This is a genomic window from Brucella sp. NBRC 12953 (genome assembly GCF_040369775.1).
Taxonomy (GTDB): domain Bacteria; phylum Pseudomonadota; class Alphaproteobacteria; order Rhizobiales; family Rhizobiaceae; genus Brucella; species Brucella pseudogrignonensis.
The window spans coordinates 246,180-264,062 of sequence record NZ_BAABSV010000001.1 but is presented as its reverse complement, the minus strand read 5'-3'; the positions used below and the strand labels follow the sequence as shown (position 1 = coordinate 264,062).

The window sequence follows — 17,883 nt, the reverse complement described above, 5'->3', positions numbered from 1 at the left end:
GCAGATGAAATTCTTTTTTACATTGGAAAGAATTTCGCTCGCGCTATTTAATGGCGAATTAACTATTTAAGCCACTAGAATATAGGGTATTTTGGATAGCGTGTTACCGCGCTGCCACAATTTTCACATGAAGCGGCGTTTATTGTCTGCCTCATGAATCTTGATGCCATTGAGCTTGGGCCAATGAACCAATCGACAGATTGTTAGCGCCGCTCAAAGCACATGACAACAAATGCGGGGAACGGAAGTTTCGGATTTGGCGATGCTAAAAGGACTGACGAAAACTCTTTCAATCGTGGCAGCGCTCACTGCGGGTATTGGTGTGCTCGGCGGTGCTGCCATGTTTTTTACGACGTCCATGCCGACTGCCAGTATTGCCGCTGACAAAACAATCAGCGGTAAGGTTGTTTATCGCGAGCGCATCGCTCTCCCACCAGAAGCGCACCTTGTTGTGCAGCTCACCGATGTATCTCTTGCCGATGCGCCATCCAAGACCATCGGCGAAACGCGGATAGAAGCACCACAGGGATCGCCAATCCCTTTTGCAATCAATTTCGATACTGATGAGATCGAGCCGCAACACACCTATGCCCTTCAGGCGCGCATTGTTGCAGGTGATACGCTTTGGTTTGTAACCGACGAACGTTACACAGTTGACCCGAAAAACCCTCAGGAACCAATTGAACTTAAAGTCGTAATGGTTCGTAAAAGCGCGGATGAATCGGTTGCCATTGGTATTGAAGGCAAGGATTGGCTCGCAGAAGACATTCAAGGCGGCGGCGTAGTCGATACTGCCCAGACCACCCTTCTGGTTGATTCAAACGGCACTGTCAGCGGCTCGGGTGGCTGCAACCGCTTCATGAGCAAGGCGACGATCTCGGGCAGCAATATTTCATTCGCCGAGATTGGCTCCACCTATATGCAATGCCCGCCTGCGCTGATGAATCAGGAACGCAAATTCCTCGATGTGCTTGGCAAGACGCGTTCATATAAAATGGATTCTGGAAAACTCGTCCTGATCGATGAAGGTGGTGACGAGTTGGCAAGGCTTGCACAAAGCCTTTGATCGCCTCAATGCTTAAATAAAAAAGCCCGGTCGCGAGACCGGGCTTTTTCAATTCATCTATCAGCAATTAGCCGACGATTTCAGTGCCCGAGAACCAGTAAGCGATTTCTTCAGCAGCTGTTTCAGGAGCGTCCGAACCGTGAACCGAGTTTTCGCCGATCGACAGAGCGAATTCCTTGCGGATCGTACCAGCGTCTGCGTTTGCAGGGTTGGTTGCGCCCATGACTTCACGGTTCTTGGCAATTGCGTTTTCGCCTTCGAGAACCTGAACAATGGTTGGGCCGGAAGACATGAATTCAGTCAGTTCGCCAAAGAAAGGGCGTTCCTTGTGAACAGCGTAGAAGCCTTCAGCTTCACGCAGGCTCATCCATACGCGCTTGGAAGCGACAACGCGCAGACCAGCTTCTTCGAGCTTAGCGGTGATAGCACCGGTCAGGTTGCGGCGGGTCGCATCAGGCTTGATCATGGAGAAGGTACGTTCGATTGCCATTATGACACCTTGTTTGATGGAAAATTTGAAAAGTGAGGCTCTATAGCGTTGATAGCCTCAATTGCCAAGGGGTAGCCCCCTCAGCCTTGCCTCTTATCATCTTGAGACGGCAGAAAATTGACTGCATAGATGTGTAAATTCGATTCACATGCGGGGAAAAGATGGAACAGCACTTTCAAATGTTCGCCTATTATAATCGCTGGGCCAATGAACTGCTCTATTCCGCAGCGGCCGATCTGAGCGATGTGGATTACAGGCTCGACCTCGGCCTTTTCTTCGGCTCGATCCATCGTACTTTCAATCATCTTCTGGTGACGGATCGCATCTGGATGAAGCGCTTCACCGGCGAAGGTGATCACCCCAACCAGCTTGATGCCATTATAACCGACGATTTCATCAAGCTACGGGATATGAGGAAGGCAGAAGACGAACGTATCTGCAACTATGTTGAAAGCATGAATGCCGCACAGCTCGCAGGACGCTTCACCTATATGACGGCAACCAATGTGCGCACCATCAGCCAACGCGTCGCGCCAGCACTCGCTCATCTCTTTAATCATCAGACGCACCATCGCGGGCAAATTCATTCAGCACTCACGCGTTTGAGTGCGGATGCGCCGTCACTTGATCTCATTCAGTTTCAGCGCACTGAAGCAGGACGCCGCTTCGCCTGATATTGGTTCAGATGATACTTGCGGAAATTTCTCAAGCCGTGCAAAAGCCTTCTCACCATGCTTATTCTTGACGATATCTCTGTACGCATCGCCGGACGCCTTCTGATCGACCACGCCAGTGTCACACTGCCTGCGGGATCGAAGACGGGTTTTGTTGGCCGCAACGGCACTGGAAAATCCACGCTTTTCCGCGTGATTACCGGTGATATGGCTTCCGAGACCGGCAGCATTTCTCTGCCGAAGAACACACGCATCGGTCAGGTGGCTCAGGAAGCTCCCGGCACGGAAGATGCGCTGATTGAAATCGTCATGAAGGCGGACAAGGAACGAACAGCACTTCTCGAAGAAGCTGAAACAGCGACCGATGCGCATCGCATTGCCGAAATTCATACCCGACTGGCCGATATCAATGCACATTCGGCGGAATCACGCGCAGGCGCGATCCTGTCCGGTCTCGGTTTCAACACAGAAGCACAACGCCGCCCCGCATCCGCTTTCTCGGGCGGCTGGCGTATGCGCGTGGCACTCGCAGCCGTGCTTTTTGCTGAGCCGGATTTGCTGTTGCTCGATGAGCCAACCAACTATCTCGATCTTGAAGGCGTGTTGTGGCTTGTTGATTATGTGAAGCGCTATCCGCATACCGTCATCATCATCAGCCATGATCGCGATCTGCTGAATTCTGCCACGTCATCAATCATGCATCTTGATCAGAAGAAAATCAGCTTCTGGCGTGGCAACTATGATCAGTTCGAGCGGCAACGTCATGAAATGCTGGAGCTTCAGCAAAAAGCCCATGTGAAACAGGAAGCACATCGCAAACACATGGAAGCTTTTGTGGAACGCTTCCGTGCCAAGGCGTCGAAGGCCAGACAGGCGCAATCGCGTATGAAGGCCTTGGAGAAGCTGAAGCCGATAGACCTTTACATCGAAAGCAATGTGCAGCCATTCCGCTTCCCTGACGCGGAAAAAAAAGCCGCCTCGCCGATCATCGCGCTTGACCATGCCGATGTCGGCTATGTGCCGGGTAAGCCTGTGTTGCGAAACGTCACGCTGCGCATCGACAATGATGATCGCATTGCACTGCTCGGCTCCAACGGTAATGGTAAGTCAACGCTTGCCAAGCTGATTGCCGGACGGTTGCAGCCCGAAAAAGGCAATCTCACGCTTTCGCCCAATCTGAAAGTTGCGTTCTTTGCCCAACATCAGATGGATGATCTGATACCGGAAGACAACGCGATTGAGCATGTGCGCAAGCTGATGCCGCTTGAACCTGAAGCCAAAGTTCGTGCACGCGTTGCCCAGATGGGGCTTTCGACTGAGAAAATGTTGACGCCCGCTAAGGATCTTTCAGGTGGTGAAAAGGCACGCCTGCTAATGGGCCTTGCGACTTTCCATGGCCCAAACCTGCTGATCCTCGACGAACCGACCAACCACCTTGATATTGATAGCCGCGAGGAGCTGGTTCACGCTCTCAACGCCTTCAACGGCGCCGTTATTCTGATCGCGCATGATCGTCACCTGATCGAAGCGACCATGGAACGGCTATGGCTGGTGCGTGAGGGTGGCGTAAAAGCATTTGATGGCGATCTGGACGAATACCGCCAGATTGTTCTCGCCGATGCCAAGGGTGAACAGGCTTCAGAGCGCGAAGAAGGTCCGAAGGTCAATAAGGCGGAACAGCGTAAACTTGCCGCCCAGAAGCGCGAAACACTGGCCCCCCTGCTCAAAAAGATCAAGGAAACCGAGAGCTTGATGCAGAAACTGCAGAAACAGATTCACGGTTTCACATCGCAGCTGGAAGACCCCGCTCTTTATGAAAAGGAACCACAGAAAGCGATCCGGATCAATAAAGAGATGAGCGAAGCGAAATCAGCGCTTGCCGATGCGGAAGACAAATGGCTTGAAATGTCTTCCGAATATGAAGAGGCAATGGCTGATTAAACTTGCGGGCGGCGAATACGCGTCCGCATAAGCGCATAAACGCCAAGCACGCCAATGATGAGGCCAATCGTGGTGTAGGTCTCATCAGCTTCTTCAGCCCCTCGCCTCAGCACCACTTCGACTTTGGAGAGTTGCAGGCCATCCGTATTGCCCTGCACGGCGCGGAAAGCATAAGTGCCGGATAAAACCGGATCAATATCGCCTGCACTCTGGCGCAACACGCTGCCATCCTGCGGGCGATCTGTGTTGATAGAGCTACTGGTCGAAGCGAAATCGAGACCTTGCGACAGAACGGGAACTCCATTCCGGCTCACGGCCAGCGTTACGGCCGAGCGGCGCTCGGCAGGCACATAGCCAGGCAGCGGCACTGCATCGAGGAAAATACGTACAGGCGCGTCGCTCGCCTCAAGCTTGATTTCTTGTGTGATGAAGCCACCCTGACGACTTTCCAGAATTGGCCAACGGCCAATCTCGTCACCAGTGAAGTGACGCACATACCAGGGATAACCAAGGGCGAGACCAAAACCCGCAATAATCATCGCAACGAAAATTGCACGCATCAGGCTTTGCGCTCCCAACGACGATCTGGTGTCTGTTGCCAGTAGGTCAAATCGTGGTTCTCCGTCTTGAAGGCTTTCCACTGCGCGCGAGCATGTTCGAGTTGATCCTGATCATGCCCGTCAAACATGACAACAAGTCGCTCGTAGCCGCCCGCTTGTTCCAATGCAGCACCTTCCACGAGAAAGCGAACCGTTGCTGCGTTTGGATTGGCTTCAGAGGTTGTCAGTAGCACCGGCTGCTGTTCAGGGTGCGGTTCCTTGTCGGTGCCATGAGCCACGAAAGATGTGTCAGAGAATGTCCAAAGCAGACTATCGAGCGCATCCCGTCTTTCATCACTCACGGCCTGAATCGTCACACGCCAACCGCGCCCGAGGGAGCGTTCTACAAGCCCCGGCAGGGCTTCATCCAGTGTCGATTCTGTCAGGTGGTAAAAGAGAATTTCAGCCATGCGCTCTCTTTAAATTATTGATGGGGGCGAAGAAAGTGATTCACCTCCTCGCCCCAACATATTGTTCCTGAATCGAATTCAGCTTTCGAAATTATCGCGGACAAGACGGTCGAGAAGACGAACGCCGTAACCCGAAGCCCACGATTGGCTATACTCGTTTGTTGGCGATCCCATAGCTGTTCCGGCCACATCGAGATGCGCCCATGGCGTATCGCCCACGAAACGCTTGAGGAACTGCGCCGCGGTGATCGAGCCTGCATAGCGGCCTGAGCTGTTCTTCATATCGGCAAACTTGGAATCGATCATCTTGTCGTATTCCTTGCCGAGCGGCATACGCCACAGCTTTTCACCAGTTGCCTGACCTGCTTCATAAAGCTGATCAGCAAGCTCGTCATCGTTCGAGAACAGACCAGCATGATGCGTGCCGAGTGCAACCATGATCGCGCCGGTCAAGGTAGCGAGATTGATCATGAACTGCGGCTTGAAACGATCATTGGTGTAGTAGAGTGCATCTGCCAGCACGAGGCGGCCTTCAGCATCGGTGTTGATCACTTCGATTGTCTGGCCAGACATCGATGTAACGATATCACCCGGACGCTGAGCATTGCCATCCGGCATATTCTCAACAAGACCGATCACGCCGATAGCATTGACCTTCGCCTTGCGACCAGCAAGAGCGCGCATCAAGCCGGTAACGGCTGCAGCGCCGCCCATGTCGCCTTTCATTTCTTCCATACCAGCAGCAGGCTTGATCGAGATGCCGCCAGTATCGAAAACAACGCCCTTGCCCACGAAGGCAACCGGCTTCTCCTTGGACTTGGCACCCTGCCATTCCATGATGACCAGACGTGGTGGACGAACCGAGCCCTGTGAAACACCCAGAAGCGAGCCCATACCGAGCTTCTTCATTTCTTTTTCGCCGAGAACTTCGACCTTTACGCCAAGCTTTTCAAGCTTTTCGGCTTCTTCTGCAAATTCTACAGGACCGAGAATATTGGCAGGCTCATTGACGAGGTCGCGCGCCTTAAGAACACCGTCGGCCACAGCCTCGGCAACTTCAAGCGCTCTTTTGGCACTGTGAACATCTGCCGTCTGAATATGAATTTTTGCTGCGTGCTTCGGTTCGGCGTTTTCTTCGCTCTTGCGGGTCTTGTAGCGATTGAACTCGTATGAGCGGAGAATCATACCCAGAGCAACGTCGCCTGCTTCATCGCCCGCAATTGTCGTTTCAGGCAGAGCCAGCGTTAGGGTCGCGCGTTCGGCCTTGCCGATTCGCGAAAAAGCTGCGCCGCCAATCTTAATCCAATCATCATTACCAAGTTCGCCGGGGTCGCCGACGCCAACCAAAACGACCTTGTCTACGCCGCCTTCCGAGGTGTCAATCGCTTCTGCAGTCTTGCCCAAAGCACCTGTAAAGCCTGCAATTTCGGCGATTCGAGTGATTTTTTCGGCTCCGCCTGCCGCGTGGCCTGCTTCTTCTGCGAAGCCGCCGCCCTTGGCGACCAGAACAATGCTTACGCCTTTTTGCGGTGCTGAAAATTCACTGAAAGAAATGGAAGGACGTTTCGACATAACAACTCCAAACAAAGACCAGACAATGAGATGACACGATTGTGTCGCGACTTTTCCCTACTCATGTGAGACGAATATGGCGAAACGGCAAGTCCGCCGCATCATGAAAATCAGTTTTGCGTTAACTTCGGTGACAACTTGCCAAGCTCCGTTTCCGTACCCACCTATGTTCAGCAAAAACAGGTTGCAACCAGCCACGCTCTCCCTTTAGAGAAGCGAGCGCTAGCTTCGGCTGAAAATCTTTAGTAATCTGTTAACCAAATTTGTTCGGCTAATTTTAGCCAAGTGCAGTTAGACTGAATATTCATTTACGAGCGTTGTTTCTTTAGGGACAGGCTCCTTCAACGGAACCGGGATGTAAACTCCACCTATGAAATTGATTGAGTTGTACATCCTCCGCCGCGTGGCGATTATGTTCTTTGCGGTGTTGGGCGCCGCAGTGGGCATTACGTGGACTGTGCAGGTACTGCAGCGTGTCGACTTTCTCACCACAAGCGGTCAATCAATTCAGACAATCATTCAGTTCAGTTCGCTGCTGATTCCGTCCGCAATTCCTCTTGTCATGCCTTTTGCGTTGATCATTGCAATTACGCAGACGCTTTCGACAATGAACCAGGATTCCGAGCTCGTTGTCATCAATGCATCCGGCGCGCCTCGCAGCGCGGTAATGCGTCCGATACTCATGCTCGCAGCGATTATCTCTGTCGTTTCCTTTCTCGTCGCTAACTATGTCGACCCTTATGCGCGCATGAACATGCGTGCTATGATCGCCAATGCCAGCGCTGATTTGCTGAATGTGGTTGTTCAGGAAGGTAGCTTCCGCAAACTTGCGGACAATCTCTATATTCAGATCGCCGAGCGCCGTGGTGATGGCAGCATCGGCGGCCTGTTTATTGCAGATTCTCGCGATCCAACGCTTGATCTGATTTACTATGCAGCTGATGGCAACATCGCGAGCACGCCCGCAGGTGACATGCTGCTGATGAAGGATGGTGAAGTCCAGCGCCGCGATGTTTCAGACGGCACGGTTTCGATTATCAAGTTCAACTCCTATGCCTTCGATCTGAGCCAATTCACGTCAGCTGGCGATGATTTTGTGATCTATGCGAAAGATCGGCCGCTTACTTATTTGCTGAATCCGGATCCGAACGACCCGATCTTGCAGACGCGCCCTCTGCGCTACAAGGCTGAGCTGCACCGCCGCTTGACCGAATGGCTGTATCCAGTTGTTTTTGCTCTGATAGCGCTCGCTTTTGCCGGCGACTCCCGCTCCCATCGTGAAGCGCGCGTATCCGCTTCTTTCTCCGCGATCAGCACGGCACTTCTGGTTTACTGGGCGGGTTATTTCTCGGCCGACCGGGCTGATAAGGACGAGACATATATCGTCATGATGTATCTTGTGCCGATTGGTGTAATGCTTGTCACCGGCTTTGCTCTGTTAACAGGACGGCGTGTCGGGCTCCCAGACAAGTGGAACGATCGGATACTTGATAGCTTCGACCGATTGAAACGAAATATAACAGCTACTTCAGATCGTCTACTTGGGCGATCCCGCAAAGATACGGGGGGACGAGCATGATTGGCTGGACTCTCGGTCGTTACTTTTTCATGCGATATGTGCAGATTACACTGTATTTTCTGCTCGGTATCTTTGCTTTGGCACTTTTGCTCGACTTTACCGAGAACGCCAGCAAACTCGCCAATCTGCCTGGTTACACGGTATGGGCTGCGCTAGGTATCTCTGCGATGCGCGTCCCATTCATCATGCAGCAGATGATTCCCTTCGTCGCGCTCTTCTCTGCAATGGCGACACTCATCTCGCTTAATCGCAAATATGAGTTGGTTGTCGCACGTTCCGTTGGCGTTTCGGCTTGGCAGTTTCTGCTTCCGGCATGTTTCGGCGCATTGCTGTTTGGCCTCGCCACCATCTTCATTCTCAATCCGTTTGCGGCCTATGGCTTTTCCAAAGCTGACGAGATCGCTTCGACCTGGAAGAGCGGCAAGGTAACCGACGTTTCCGCGCTCCGTGATCCTTGGCTTCGCCAAAAGACCGACGATGGCGAAACCATCATCGGCGCCAAGAGCATCCTTGATCGCGGGGCAACGCTTGCCGACGCTACCTTCATTCAGTTTGATGATAAGAAGAAAATCAGAGATCGCTATGATGCTCGCACCGCGAAACTCATGGACGGTCATTGGGAATTAACGGACGTAACGAGATTTTCGCGTGGTGAGGAACCGCGCAAACTGGAGAGCGTCAATATTCCTACGCAGTTGCGTCCGGAATATGTGGAAGAAAAGCTCGCCTCCCCTGATACAATTCCATTCACGCAGCTGCGTCACAAGATCGAAGTTGCGCGTTCTTTCGGTTATTCAGCAAACGCATTTGACATGCAATACCAGTCACTTCTGGCATTGCCCGCATTGCTGATGGCCATGACTCTCATTGCTGCAACAGTGTCCCTGAAATTTGTGCGGTTTGGTCAGTCCGGAGCGATGATTCTGGGTGGCGTTGTCGCCGGCTTCATGCTTTATGTCGTTTCGGTACTGGTGAAGGCATTCGGCAATGCAGGATTCGTTCCTCCATTCGTTGCAGCATGGGTTCCTGTAATTATTGCGACATTTTTTGGTGTCTCCTTTTTGTTGCATAAGGAGGATGGTTAGTGGGTTCGAGTAACGCCCGCATGGTATTGCCCCATTCATTCACGCGTCTTGCACGCGGGACTGCTTTGGTGTGCGCCCTTGCTATACCTTTCATTTCAGTCGCAATCCTTCCTTCGCAGGTACAGGCGCAGGATGCTCTGGGAGCAAATTACCAGAGCGATCCTAATGCGCGTATGCTTCTGCAGGCAGATGAGCTTGTGTATGATCGCGATGTGAACGTCGTTACCGCTCAGGGTAAAGTTCGCATTGAATATGACGGCAATCGCCTCGTCGCGGATAAAGTAACCTATAATCAGCAGACCCGTCGCATGACTGCGACTGGGAACGTTGAAATTGTAGAGCGCGATGGCAACAAGATTTACTCCGACCATCTTGATGTGACGGATAGTTTCCGCGACGGCTTTGTGAATGGCCTTCGCGTTGAGACCACCGACAACACCCGTTTTGCCGCCGAAAGCGCGGAGCGTAGCAACGGTGAGATCACCACCTTTAATAATGGTGTGTACACGGCCTGTCAGGCTTGCGAAAAAGATCCGGACAAGCCTGTGCTTTGGCAGATCAAGGCACGCAAGATCATTTGGAACAGCGCGACTAAGACCGTGCGTTTTGAACGTGGCAAGTTTGAGCTGCTCGGCATTCCGTTGGCTTACTTCCCAGCCTTCGAAATGGCCGACCCGACAGTCAAGCGTAAGAGCGGCTTTCTGTTTCCAGGTTTCAGCTATAAAGACGATCTTGGGTTCGGCATCAAGAACTCTTATTTCTGGGCTCTAGCACCGAATTACGATCTGACGCTTTCGACAACTGCTTACACGAAGCAAGGCTTCCTAACGCAGGCCGAATGGCGTCATCGTCTCGAAAACGGCTCCTATAATCTTCAGATTGCTGGCATTCATCAGATGAAGCCGGGTGAGTTCAGCACCAATACGCTAGATCGCGGTGAAGATAACCGCGGCATGGTCGCATCCAAAGGCGACTTCGATATCAATTCGCGTTGGAAGTTTGGCTGGGATGTAATGGCCCAGACCGATCGCAATTTTAGCCGTACCTACAATCTTGAGGGCTATAACGCACAAACTCAGGTTTCAAAGATCTATTTAACCGGCATCAATAACCGGAATTACTTCGACCTCAACTTCTATCGCTTCAATGTGCAGGAATCTTATCCGCTCACTTCTACGTATAAAGACGTGGAAATGCATTCGAAGCAGCCTTGGGTTTTCCCAAGTCTCGACTATTCTTACACAGTGCCTGATCCTGTTTATGGTGGTGAACTTAACATCACTACCAATGCGCAGGTTCTGTATCGTCAGAATGCGAATTATACGCTCAATCCAGGTAATAATTCGATCTATTACCCACGCATCCCTGGTTTCAGCGGCACAAATGCGCGTCTTACGACGGAAGCTGAGTGGAAGCGTACATTTATCACGCCATCTGGTTTGGTAATTACGCCGCTTTTGGCGCTGCGCGGTGATGCTATCAGTGCCAATACGAACTTTGATCCAGCTGTTGCGGGTTACACCGACGCCATAGTTCGCTCCGAAGCATTGCGCGCAATGGCGACGGCTGGTCTTGAATTGCGTTGGCCGATCCTGTTCTCAAGCACCAGCTCAACACATATTCTTGAGCCGATTGCGCAGATCTATATGCGCAACAACGAACGTTACGCGGGCGAACTTCCGAACGAAGATGCACAGAGCTTCGTATTTGATGCTACGAACCTGTTCTCGCGTGACAAGTTCTCTGGCTATGACCGTGTGGAAGGCGGCACTCGCGCCAATCTCGGTCTTCGCTATTCGGGCAACTTCAGCAATAGCGACTGGGGCTTGTATGCTCTCGCAGGGCAATCATTCCAACTCGGTGGCGTGAATTCGTATGGCACAAGTGATTTCCTGAATGTAGGAGCAGACTCCGGTCTTCAGGATGCACGCTCCGATTATGTTGCAATGATCGGCACCTCTAATTCGACCGGTCTTGCACTGGCTGCACGCGGACGTTTTGACAAGGATAACCTAGACGTTAAGCGTGGCGAACTCGAAGTACAGCAAAACTGGCAGAAGCTGTCGGTTTCAGCTCAGTATGCTTACATCGCTCCGCAACCGGCTTATGGTTATTCAGAGCTCCGGCAGGAAGTTACGGGTGCCGCTACTGCACGTTTAGATGCTAATTGGCGTGTCTTCGGTTCAGGCACTTATGACCTTGTGTCGGATACACTTGTTCGCGCATCCTCTGGTCTTGCCTATGACGATGAATGCTTCACCTACTCGATGGCTTACGTTCAAACCCGTAATCCGGGTGAGGACAAGGCATCTCATAGTGTTGGATTCAATATATCGTTCAGAACACTCGGCGACATTGGCAGCGGCGCTCAAACCTTCTAAACTTCGAAAGAGCGGAAACAATCCAACTTGTTTCCGCTCTTCCTTTTATGCCGCAGCATCACTTAATCATTTCAAATAACGTTCGCTTTTTTATCGATTTTATTCAGTTAAGTACCTTTAATTACCTCGTAAATTGCTAAAGGGTCATTGTTTCGCCGCTTTGGCTCCTCTATACAGGCATCATAATATGTCTGGCCTCTGATATGCTTGTTCAGTTTGAACTTGCGTCAGATGACTAGTAAGATTGGACACATCCGGTGAAATTTGTCATTCGCCGACCTGAAGGAAATCGGGAAATAAAGATGATGTTTGCAAGACCTCTATTCGCCTCCCTGCTGGGCGCTGCCGTATGTGTGACGGCGCTTGGAACGGCTGCGACTTTGACACCGGCATTTGCCGCCGGCGGAACGGAGGTCAAGGTCATTGTCTCCGGCAATGCAATCACCAACGGCGATATTCAGCGCCGTGCCGCATTTCTGAAACTGCAGCGTAAAGGCGGCAATCTTAATCAGGTTGCTCGTGAAGAACTGACTGAAGAAATGCTGAAGCGCGTCGAAATGAAATCGCGCGGCATTAACATTTCCGATCAGGAAGTCGATCAGGCCTATGCAGGCTTTGCGACCCGTAACAAGATGAGCGTCGCTCAGCTTAATCAGCTGATGAATCAGGCTGGCATTACGCCTGATCATTTCAAGAAATACATCATGGTTCAGATGGGCTGGGGTCGCCTCGTCAGCGCGCGCTTCCGCGCCACTGGTATGGTTAGCGAGCAGGACGCTGTTCAGCGTATGCTGAAAGACGGCGGCAAAAAGCCTGTCTCAACTGAATACCATCTGCAGCAGGTTATTTTCGTCGTTCCAAATGCAAAGCGTTCGCCTGCTCTGCTCGGCAAGCGTCGCCAGGAAGCAAATGCATTGCGCTCGCGCTTCCAGAGCTGCGACACTACCCGTCAGCTAACCAAGGGCATGATCGACGTTACAGTTCGCGATCTCGGTCGGGTTATCGAACAGCAGCTTCCGGGTGAATGGGCCAAAGACGTCAAAGCTGCTGGTGTAAACCGCGCAACTCCTCCACATGACACCGAAAAGGGTGTTGAAATTCTAGCCGTGTGCTCGACGCGTCAAGTTTCCGATGACCGAGTCGCACAGCTTGTCTTCTCCATGGAAGGCACTGATTCCGAAGCGGGACAGGAAAAGAAGGCTGATGATCTGAGCAAGAAGTATCTTGCTGAGCTGCGCGAAAAGGCAACGATTGTAAATCGTTGAGTTTCGCTCCAGAGCCTTGGCAGTACTAAACTGACCGTATAATTTGAGGGGGCGTCTGCCCCCTTATTTCATCAGCCGAGATAAACAGCTATGACTATTCACCCGGTTCCTCCGCTCGCCGTCAGCATTGGCGACCCCTCAGGTGTTGGAGCTGATGTTGCTCTTAGCGCATGGTTGCAGCGCAAAGAGCTTTCTCTGCCAACGTTTCTGCTCATTGCCGATCCGGCGCAGCTTTCAGCACGCGCGCAGCATCTTGGCCTGAATGTGCCAATCGCAACGATTAGCACCCCTGCCGATGCTTGCGACGTCTTTGATGTAAAACTGCCCGTTTTGCCATTGAAAAACACGCATAAGGAAAGCCCCGGCAAGCCTTTGCCGGAAAACGCAGCAGGTGTTATTGAAGCAATAGAACGCGCCGTTGTGCTGACATTGAGTGGCGAAACATCAGCCGTTGTCACCTGCCCGATTGCCAAAAAGCCGCTTTACGATGCAGGTTTCAAACATCCCGGACACACGGAGTTTCTCGCCGAACTCGCCAGCAAACATCTCGGACGCACAGTCATTCCGGTAATGATGCTGGCTGGCCCCGAACTACGTGCTGTTCCAGTCACAATCCACATCCCTCTCGTCGACGTCCCGCGCTTACTGACCAAGGATGATATTCTGGAAGTGGCTTACATCACGGCGCAGGAACTGACGGATCGTTTTGGCATAGCAGCACCTCGTATTGCGATTTCCGGCCTCAATCCTCATGCGGGTGAAGGGGGTGCACTGGGCAAGGAAGATGATGCTATTATTCGGCCAGCAGTCGAAGAATTGCAGCGTGAGGGCATCAATGCCTGGGGACCATTGCCTGCTGACACCATGTTCCATGCACAAGCACGCGTGACTTATGATGTCGCCATTTGCATGTATCACGATCAGGCGCTTATTCCGGCGAAGGCTCTCGCTTTTGACGAGACGGTCAATGTTACCCTCGGGCTTCCATTTATCCGGACGTCCCCTGATCATGGAACGGCCTTCGACATTGCAGGAAAAGGCATAGCGCGCCCTGACAGTCTCATCGCATCCATAAGGTTGGCGCAAGAACTCGCCGAAAACGAAGCAAGGCGGAAATCATGAGCATCGACAATCTTCCGCCACTGCGTGAGGTCATCGAACGCCATGACCTGATGCCTAAAAAATCGCTTGGACAGAACTTTCTGTTCGATCTGAACCTGACATCGAAGATCGCTCGACAGGCAGGCAATCTGCAAGATCAGCCGGTTATCGAGGTCGGTCCCGGCCCAGGTGGCCTGACACGCGCTCTGCTTGCTCAAGGTGCTTATGTTACCGCAATTGAGCGCGATGAACGGTGTCTTGATGCTCTTGCAGAAATCGAGGCGCACTATCCGGGACGTTTGCGCATTATTTCCGGTGATGCATTGGAGCAGGATTTCCAAGCTCTCTTTCCGGATGGCCCGAAGCCACGCATCGTGGCTAATCTGCCTTATAATGTGGGAACACAATTGCTGCTCAACTGGCTTCTGACAGAGCCTTGGCCACCCTTTTATTCCTCGATGACCCTGATGTTTCAACGTGAAGTTGGCGAGCGTATTGTGGCCGCACCTGATACGGATCATTATGGGCGCCTCGGCGTTCTGGCAGGTTGGCGTACGCATTCGAAAATTGCTTTCGACGTGCCCCCACAGGCGTTTACGCCTCCGCCGAAAGTCATGTCGTCGGTCGTCCATATCACGCCGCGTGAAGAGCCGCTCCCATGTCGCGCGGATGCTTTGGGCCAGATTACGCAGGCAGCCTTCGGGCAACGTCGCAAAATGCTGCGTCAGAGCCTCAAGCCTGTCGGTGGCGCACAACTTCTGGAAAAGACCGGAATCGATGGTACCCGGCGCGCCGAAACGCTAAGCGTCGAAGAATTTGTTGCACTGGCCAATGCTTACCGGCCAGTGTGATTCAATTCATCTTTGAACCATCTTTGGCGTCACTTGTCAGTGGCGCCAAATTCATCTGCTTGAAAACCTTATCGACATGATCCATTTCCGAGCGGAAGCTCGACATGGATGAACCTGTCAGCTTTTCACCCGCATTGAGCTGTGCTTTGAGCGGGTCGACATAATGATCACCGACTTTGAGCTCATAATACAAATGCGGTCCGGTCGAGTAGCCGGTTGATCCCACATAAGCGATCACTTCACCCTGCTTCACATGCTGGCCGACTTTCAGCCCCTTCGCTTCTCCGGAGAGATGAGCATAGGTGGTACTGTAGCCGCCCTGGTGGCGAATGCGCACATACTTGCCATAGCCCTTTTGTGACGAAATCAGCTCAACCGTTCCATCTCCCGCAGCGACAATAGGCGAGCCGATTGGCGCATCATAATCCACGCCATTATGATGTTTGCGGACATGCAAAACCGGATGCACACGCCAGCCAAAACCATCATTCAATCGGCCATTTGGTAGCGGCTTGTGCATGAGGTATTTGGTCATCGAGGAGCCGTCTTCGTTGAAATAGTCAGCGTTTCCCTCGACTTCATGCCTGTAAAGACGCTTGGCCTGACCGTTTGTTGTAAACTCCACAAACACCAGCTCAGGATCGGCATCCACGCTCTCACGGAACAGGAGGTCGATTTTATCAACTCCGTTACTTCCCTTCTGAAGCGACACATTGTTTTCAACGGCGAGCTTCTTCACATTATCCGCAACGGCGCGGGGCGCCCCGGCTGCAATCAGTTGTGACTGAACAGACCCATCTGCCCGGATTTTGGCTGGCTGACGTGTTGCCGAGAGCATGGCATCATGAGAAAGACGTGCAAAAAGCCGCTGATTATCATTCGCGCGGAAAACACCATCGTCTGTCCGTCCATACACGGAATCTGATGCATTACCATGCCTGAACCGTGCCATGGTTATATGCGCTGGCTTGCCCTGCGACTGATCGAGTAGCAGAACCAGATTATCACCAGGAACGAGGTCTTTTCGACCAAGCGCCTGTTCCAGATGTGCTGCATCGTCAGCGGATACATCCGCCGCCTGCATGAGTACACCCACCTTCTCGCGCGATTGTGGAGCGAGAACAATTTCGTGCGCCTTTTTATGAGGCGTATCCGCTGGCTTCGCAAAGCTTACATTCAGCGGCACACCTTTCTGATTGGCAAGCGCTGAAATTTCATCTGGCTGATCAGAGGTTTTCTCCCCTCGCCGTTTACCTCGTACCGATGCCAGATCGAGCAGACCCTGCCCGCTTCCTTCATTCTTCAAATCAAGGATGACATGCTGATAGGTAAAGAGTGTCGCTTCTCCATCGTCGGTACCTTCGGCAATATCGATGCGCTTGGCAATGCGTCGGTTCTCATCAACTTCATTCTGAGGAACCAGCCTCGCTTCTTTCATGGCCGCATGACTGTGAACCAGCGTGGTGGGATCCATCATCACAGGCTGTGAAGCATGTCCATGTCGCACCAAACCTCCCGTCACGAAAGCCATTGCACCACCCGCCAGAAGCGTGGCTGACGCCAGCGCAATACAGGCGCGTCGATGTGTGTGAATGGAAAAGCGTACGCGTTCTAGTGGCTTGAGAGCACGCCGCGAAAGCGGAGGCAATTTCGTATGCCCAGCCAAAGCAGCAGTATGCGCGTCGTTGGACCGGATCATGAGATCTGGCGATACAACAACGTGAATCTGCTTATCTCTGCGGGCAGCACGAAACAGCATGCAGTGAGCGGCTCCAAATTCCATCTGAAATGACAAACGGACCAGAGGGCCAGAGCACGGCCAAATTATGGCTCCGGTGGCCATAATCCACCAGAGATAGAAGCTCAAACGCTCAAGTTAAATTTATCAGGCTCTGGCGCGTGCCTTACGATGCGCCGACAAAGACGACCATGTGTAGATAATCAGGCCTGTCCAGATGAGAACAAAAGCTACGAGCTGCGCATTGGAAAATGGCTCGTGGAAAATGAAAATTGCGAAGATAAACAGCAGCGTAGGCGTCAGATACTGCATAAGGCCAAGCGTCGTATAACGCAGCAGCTTTGCACCGCCCGCATATAGAATCAGCGGAATTGCCGTGAACGGTCCTGCAAGCAACAGCAGCGAAACGTTTGACATAGTGCCTGAGAAGAAATGATCCTGACCATTGGCCATCAACCAGAAAACATAGCCAAGCGCCGGGATCGAAAGGATAACCACTTCAAGCGTAAAGCCCTGCAAAGGTGGCATAGGCAAAGACTTGCGGAAAAATCCGTAAAGGCCAAATGTCAGCGGTAGCACCAGTGAAACCCAAGGCAGGCCACCAGCATTGAGAGTCAGAACGAGAACAGCGGCAAATGCAAAGCCTACTGCAACATACTGCACTTTTGTCAGCCGCTCACCGAGAAACAGCCCGCCCAAAACCACATTGAATAGTGGATTGATATAGTATCCGAGTGCGGCGCCGATAATCTGGTCATGCGCAACAGCCCAAACATAAACCGACCAGTTTACAGTGATAAGTGCAGCGGTCAGTGCAGCCATTGCAAGCATTCGCGGCTTGCGCAGAGCATCAAGGATCGTGCGAAATTGTCCGATGAAGAGTAGCAAAATCGCAGCAACAGGCACCGACCAGATTACGCGATGTGCAACAATTTCAAGTGCGGGGAGATGTGACAAAGCCTTGAGATAAAAAGGCAAAATAGCCCAAAGACCATAAGCCCCCATAGCCATCATGAAGCCACGGCTTCCATCTGAAAGCTGGCCTCCGGATAAGGTTTGCTCGGTCATTTCCATCTCCGAATTAAGTGTAGGCTCGAAAAAGCTACGAACTTTTTCGAGTTAGTCAGACTG

Annotated in this window: 15 protein-coding genes; 9 read left to right on the top strand and 6 right to left on the bottom strand. The window is 52.2% G+C overall.

The window, feature by feature from the left end:
- Positions 1–262: 262 nt before the first annotated feature.
- On the top strand, positions 263–1,066 hold the full coding sequence (locus ABWV94_RS01315; RefSeq protein ID WP_007874349.1) for a YbaY family lipoprotein: 804 nt from the start codon (positions 263–265) through the stop codon (positions 1,064–1,066).
- Positions 1,067–1,133: 67 nt separating this feature from the next.
- Here the strand turns inward: ABWV94_RS01315 and ndk are convergent, their stop codons facing one another.
- Entirely contained in the window at positions 1,134–1,556 is a 423-nt protein-coding gene (gene ndk, locus ABWV94_RS01310; protein WP_007874342.1) for a nucleoside-diphosphate kinase, read from the bottom strand.
- A gap of 161 nt (positions 1,557–1,717) precedes the next feature.
- Here ndk and ABWV94_RS01305 point away from each other — a divergent pair, with 161 nt between their 5' ends.
- Entirely contained in the window at positions 1,718–2,230 is a 513-nt protein-coding gene (locus tag ABWV94_RS01305; protein ID WP_007874340.1) for a DinB family protein, read from the top strand.
- Between the two features lie 57 nt (positions 2,231–2,287).
- Positions 2,288–4,171 (top strand): ABC-F family ATP-binding cassette domain-containing protein, encoded by a 1,884-nt coding sequence (locus ABWV94_RS01300; protein ID WP_113498187.1) that lies wholly within the window; start codon positions 2,288–2,290, stop codon positions 4,169–4,171.
- Here the strand turns inward: ABWV94_RS01300 and bspB are convergent.
- From bspB to ABWV94_RS01285, 3 genes are all read right to left on the bottom strand, one after another.
- Positions 4,168–4,731 (bottom strand): type IV secretion system effector BspB, encoded by a 564-nt coding sequence (gene bspB, locus ABWV94_RS01295; RefSeq protein WP_113498189.1) that lies wholly within the window; start codon positions 4,729–4,731, stop codon positions 4,168–4,170. The genes ABWV94_RS01300 and bspB overlap by 4 nt on opposite strands.
- Entirely contained in the window at positions 4,731–5,180 is a 450-nt protein-coding gene (locus ABWV94_RS01290; protein ID WP_353412494.1) for a DNA polymerase III subunit chi, read from the bottom strand. Before ABWV94_RS01290 ends, bspB begins: the two co-directional genes overlap by 1 nt.
- 78 nt (positions 5,181–5,258) lie before the next feature.
- On the bottom strand, positions 5,259–6,752 hold the full coding sequence (locus tag ABWV94_RS01285) for a leucyl aminopeptidase (RefSeq protein ID WP_113159080.1): 1,494 nt from the start codon (positions 6,750–6,752) through the stop codon (positions 5,259–5,261).
- Between the two features lie 370 nt (positions 6,753–7,122).
- Here ABWV94_RS01285 and lptF point away from each other — a divergent pair, with 370 nt between their 5' ends.
- The 6 genes from lptF (at position 7,123) to rsmA (ending at position 15,014) form a co-directional block, all read left to right on the top strand.
- On the top strand, positions 7,123–8,331 hold the full coding sequence (lptF, locus tag ABWV94_RS01280) for an LPS export ABC transporter permease LptF (protein WP_007874331.1): 1,209 nt from the start codon (positions 7,123–7,125) through the stop codon (positions 8,329–8,331).
- The gene (gene lptG / locus ABWV94_RS01275; RefSeq protein ID WP_112805023.1) at positions 8,328–9,416 is read left to right on the top strand and encodes an LPS export ABC transporter permease LptG; all 1,089 of its coding nucleotides are present in this window, start codon (positions 8,328–8,330) and stop codon (positions 9,414–9,416) included. The genes lptF and lptG overlap by 4 nt, the downstream gene beginning before the upstream one ends.
- 20 nt (positions 9,417–9,436) lie before the next feature.
- Positions 9,437–11,797 (top strand): LPS-assembly protein LptD, encoded by a 2,361-nt coding sequence (locus ABWV94_RS01270; protein WP_007874326.1) that lies wholly within the window; start codon positions 9,437–9,439, stop codon positions 11,795–11,797.
- A gap of 302 nt (positions 11,798–12,099) precedes the next feature.
- Positions 12,100–13,062, top strand: coding sequence for a SurA N-terminal domain-containing protein (locus tag ABWV94_RS01265; RefSeq protein ID WP_007874325.1), 963 nt, complete (start codon positions 12,100–12,102; stop codon positions 13,060–13,062).
- Positions 13,063–13,152: 90 nt separating this feature from the next.
- Positions 13,153–14,184, top strand: a complete 1,032-nt coding sequence (gene pdxA, locus ABWV94_RS01260) for a 4-hydroxythreonine-4-phosphate dehydrogenase PdxA (RefSeq protein ID WP_113498191.1) — start codon at positions 13,153–13,155, stop codon at positions 14,182–14,184.
- Positions 14,181–15,014, top strand: a complete 834-nt coding sequence (rsmA, locus tag ABWV94_RS01255) for a 16S rRNA (adenine(1518)-N(6)/adenine(1519)-N(6))-dimethyltransferase RsmA (protein WP_113498193.1) — start codon at positions 14,181–14,183, stop codon at positions 15,012–15,014. The genes pdxA and rsmA overlap by 4 nt, the downstream gene beginning before the upstream one ends.
- A gap of 1 nt (position 15,015) precedes the next feature.
- On the opposite strand, the gene ABWV94_RS01250 is transcribed toward rsmA, so the two are convergent.
- On the bottom strand, positions 15,016–16,773 hold the full coding sequence (locus tag ABWV94_RS01250) for a M23 family metallopeptidase (protein ID WP_113498195.1): 1,758 nt from the start codon (positions 16,771–16,773) through the stop codon (positions 15,016–15,018).
- 126 nt (positions 16,774–16,899) lie between these two features.
- Positions 16,900–17,820 (bottom strand): EamA family transporter RarD, encoded by a 921-nt coding sequence (gene rarD, locus ABWV94_RS01245; RefSeq protein WP_064320396.1) that lies wholly within the window; start codon positions 17,818–17,820, stop codon positions 16,900–16,902.
- Positions 17,821–17,883: the final 63 nt, after the last annotated feature.

Bases quoted from the DNA above. Each gene is read 5' to 3' on its own strand.
- ABWV94_RS01315 (WP_007874349.1), top strand. From the start codon at position 263: ATGCTAAAAGGACTGACGAAAACTCTTTCAATCGTGGCAGCGCTCACT.
- ndk (WP_007874342.1), bottom strand. From the start codon at position 1,556: ATGGCAATCGAACGTACCTTCTCCATGATCAAGCCTGATGCGACCCGC.
- ABWV94_RS01305 (WP_007874340.1), top strand. From the start codon at position 1,718: ATGGAACAGCACTTTCAAATGTTCGCCTATTATAATCGCTGGGCCAAT.
- ABWV94_RS01300 (WP_113498187.1), top strand. From the start codon at position 2,288: ATGCTTATTCTTGACGATATCTCTGTACGCATCGCCGGACGCCTTCTG.
- bspB (WP_113498189.1), bottom strand. From the start codon at position 4,731: ATGCGTGCAATTTTCGTTGCGATGATTATTGCGGGTTTTGGTCTCGCC.
- ABWV94_RS01290 (WP_353412494.1), bottom strand. From the start codon at position 5,180: ATGGCTGAAATTCTCTTTTACCACCTGACAGAATCGACACTGGATGAA.
- ABWV94_RS01285 (WP_113159080.1), bottom strand. From the start codon at position 6,752: ATGTCGAAACGTCCTTCCATTTCTTTCAGTGAATTTTCAGCACCGCAA.
- lptF (WP_007874331.1), top strand. From the start codon at position 7,123: ATGAAATTGATTGAGTTGTACATCCTCCGCCGCGTGGCGATTATGTTC.
- lptG (WP_112805023.1), top strand. From the start codon at position 8,328: ATGATTGGCTGGACTCTCGGTCGTTACTTTTTCATGCGATATGTGCAG.
- ABWV94_RS01270 (WP_007874326.1), top strand. From the start codon at position 9,437: ATGGTATTGCCCCATTCATTCACGCGTCTTGCACGCGGGACTGCTTTG.
- ABWV94_RS01265 (WP_007874325.1), top strand. From the start codon at position 12,100: ATGATGTTTGCAAGACCTCTATTCGCCTCCCTGCTGGGCGCTGCCGTA.
- pdxA (WP_113498191.1), top strand. From the start codon at position 13,153: ATGACTATTCACCCGGTTCCTCCGCTCGCCGTCAGCATTGGCGACCCC.
- rsmA (WP_113498193.1), top strand. From the start codon at position 14,181: ATGAGCATCGACAATCTTCCGCCACTGCGTGAGGTCATCGAACGCCAT.
- ABWV94_RS01250 (WP_113498195.1), bottom strand. From the start codon at position 16,773: ATGCTGTTTCGTGCTGCCCGCAGAGATAAGCAGATTCACGTTGTTGTA.
- rarD (WP_064320396.1), bottom strand. From the start codon at position 17,820: ATGACCGAGCAAACCTTATCCGGAGGCCAGCTTTCAGATGGAAGCCGT.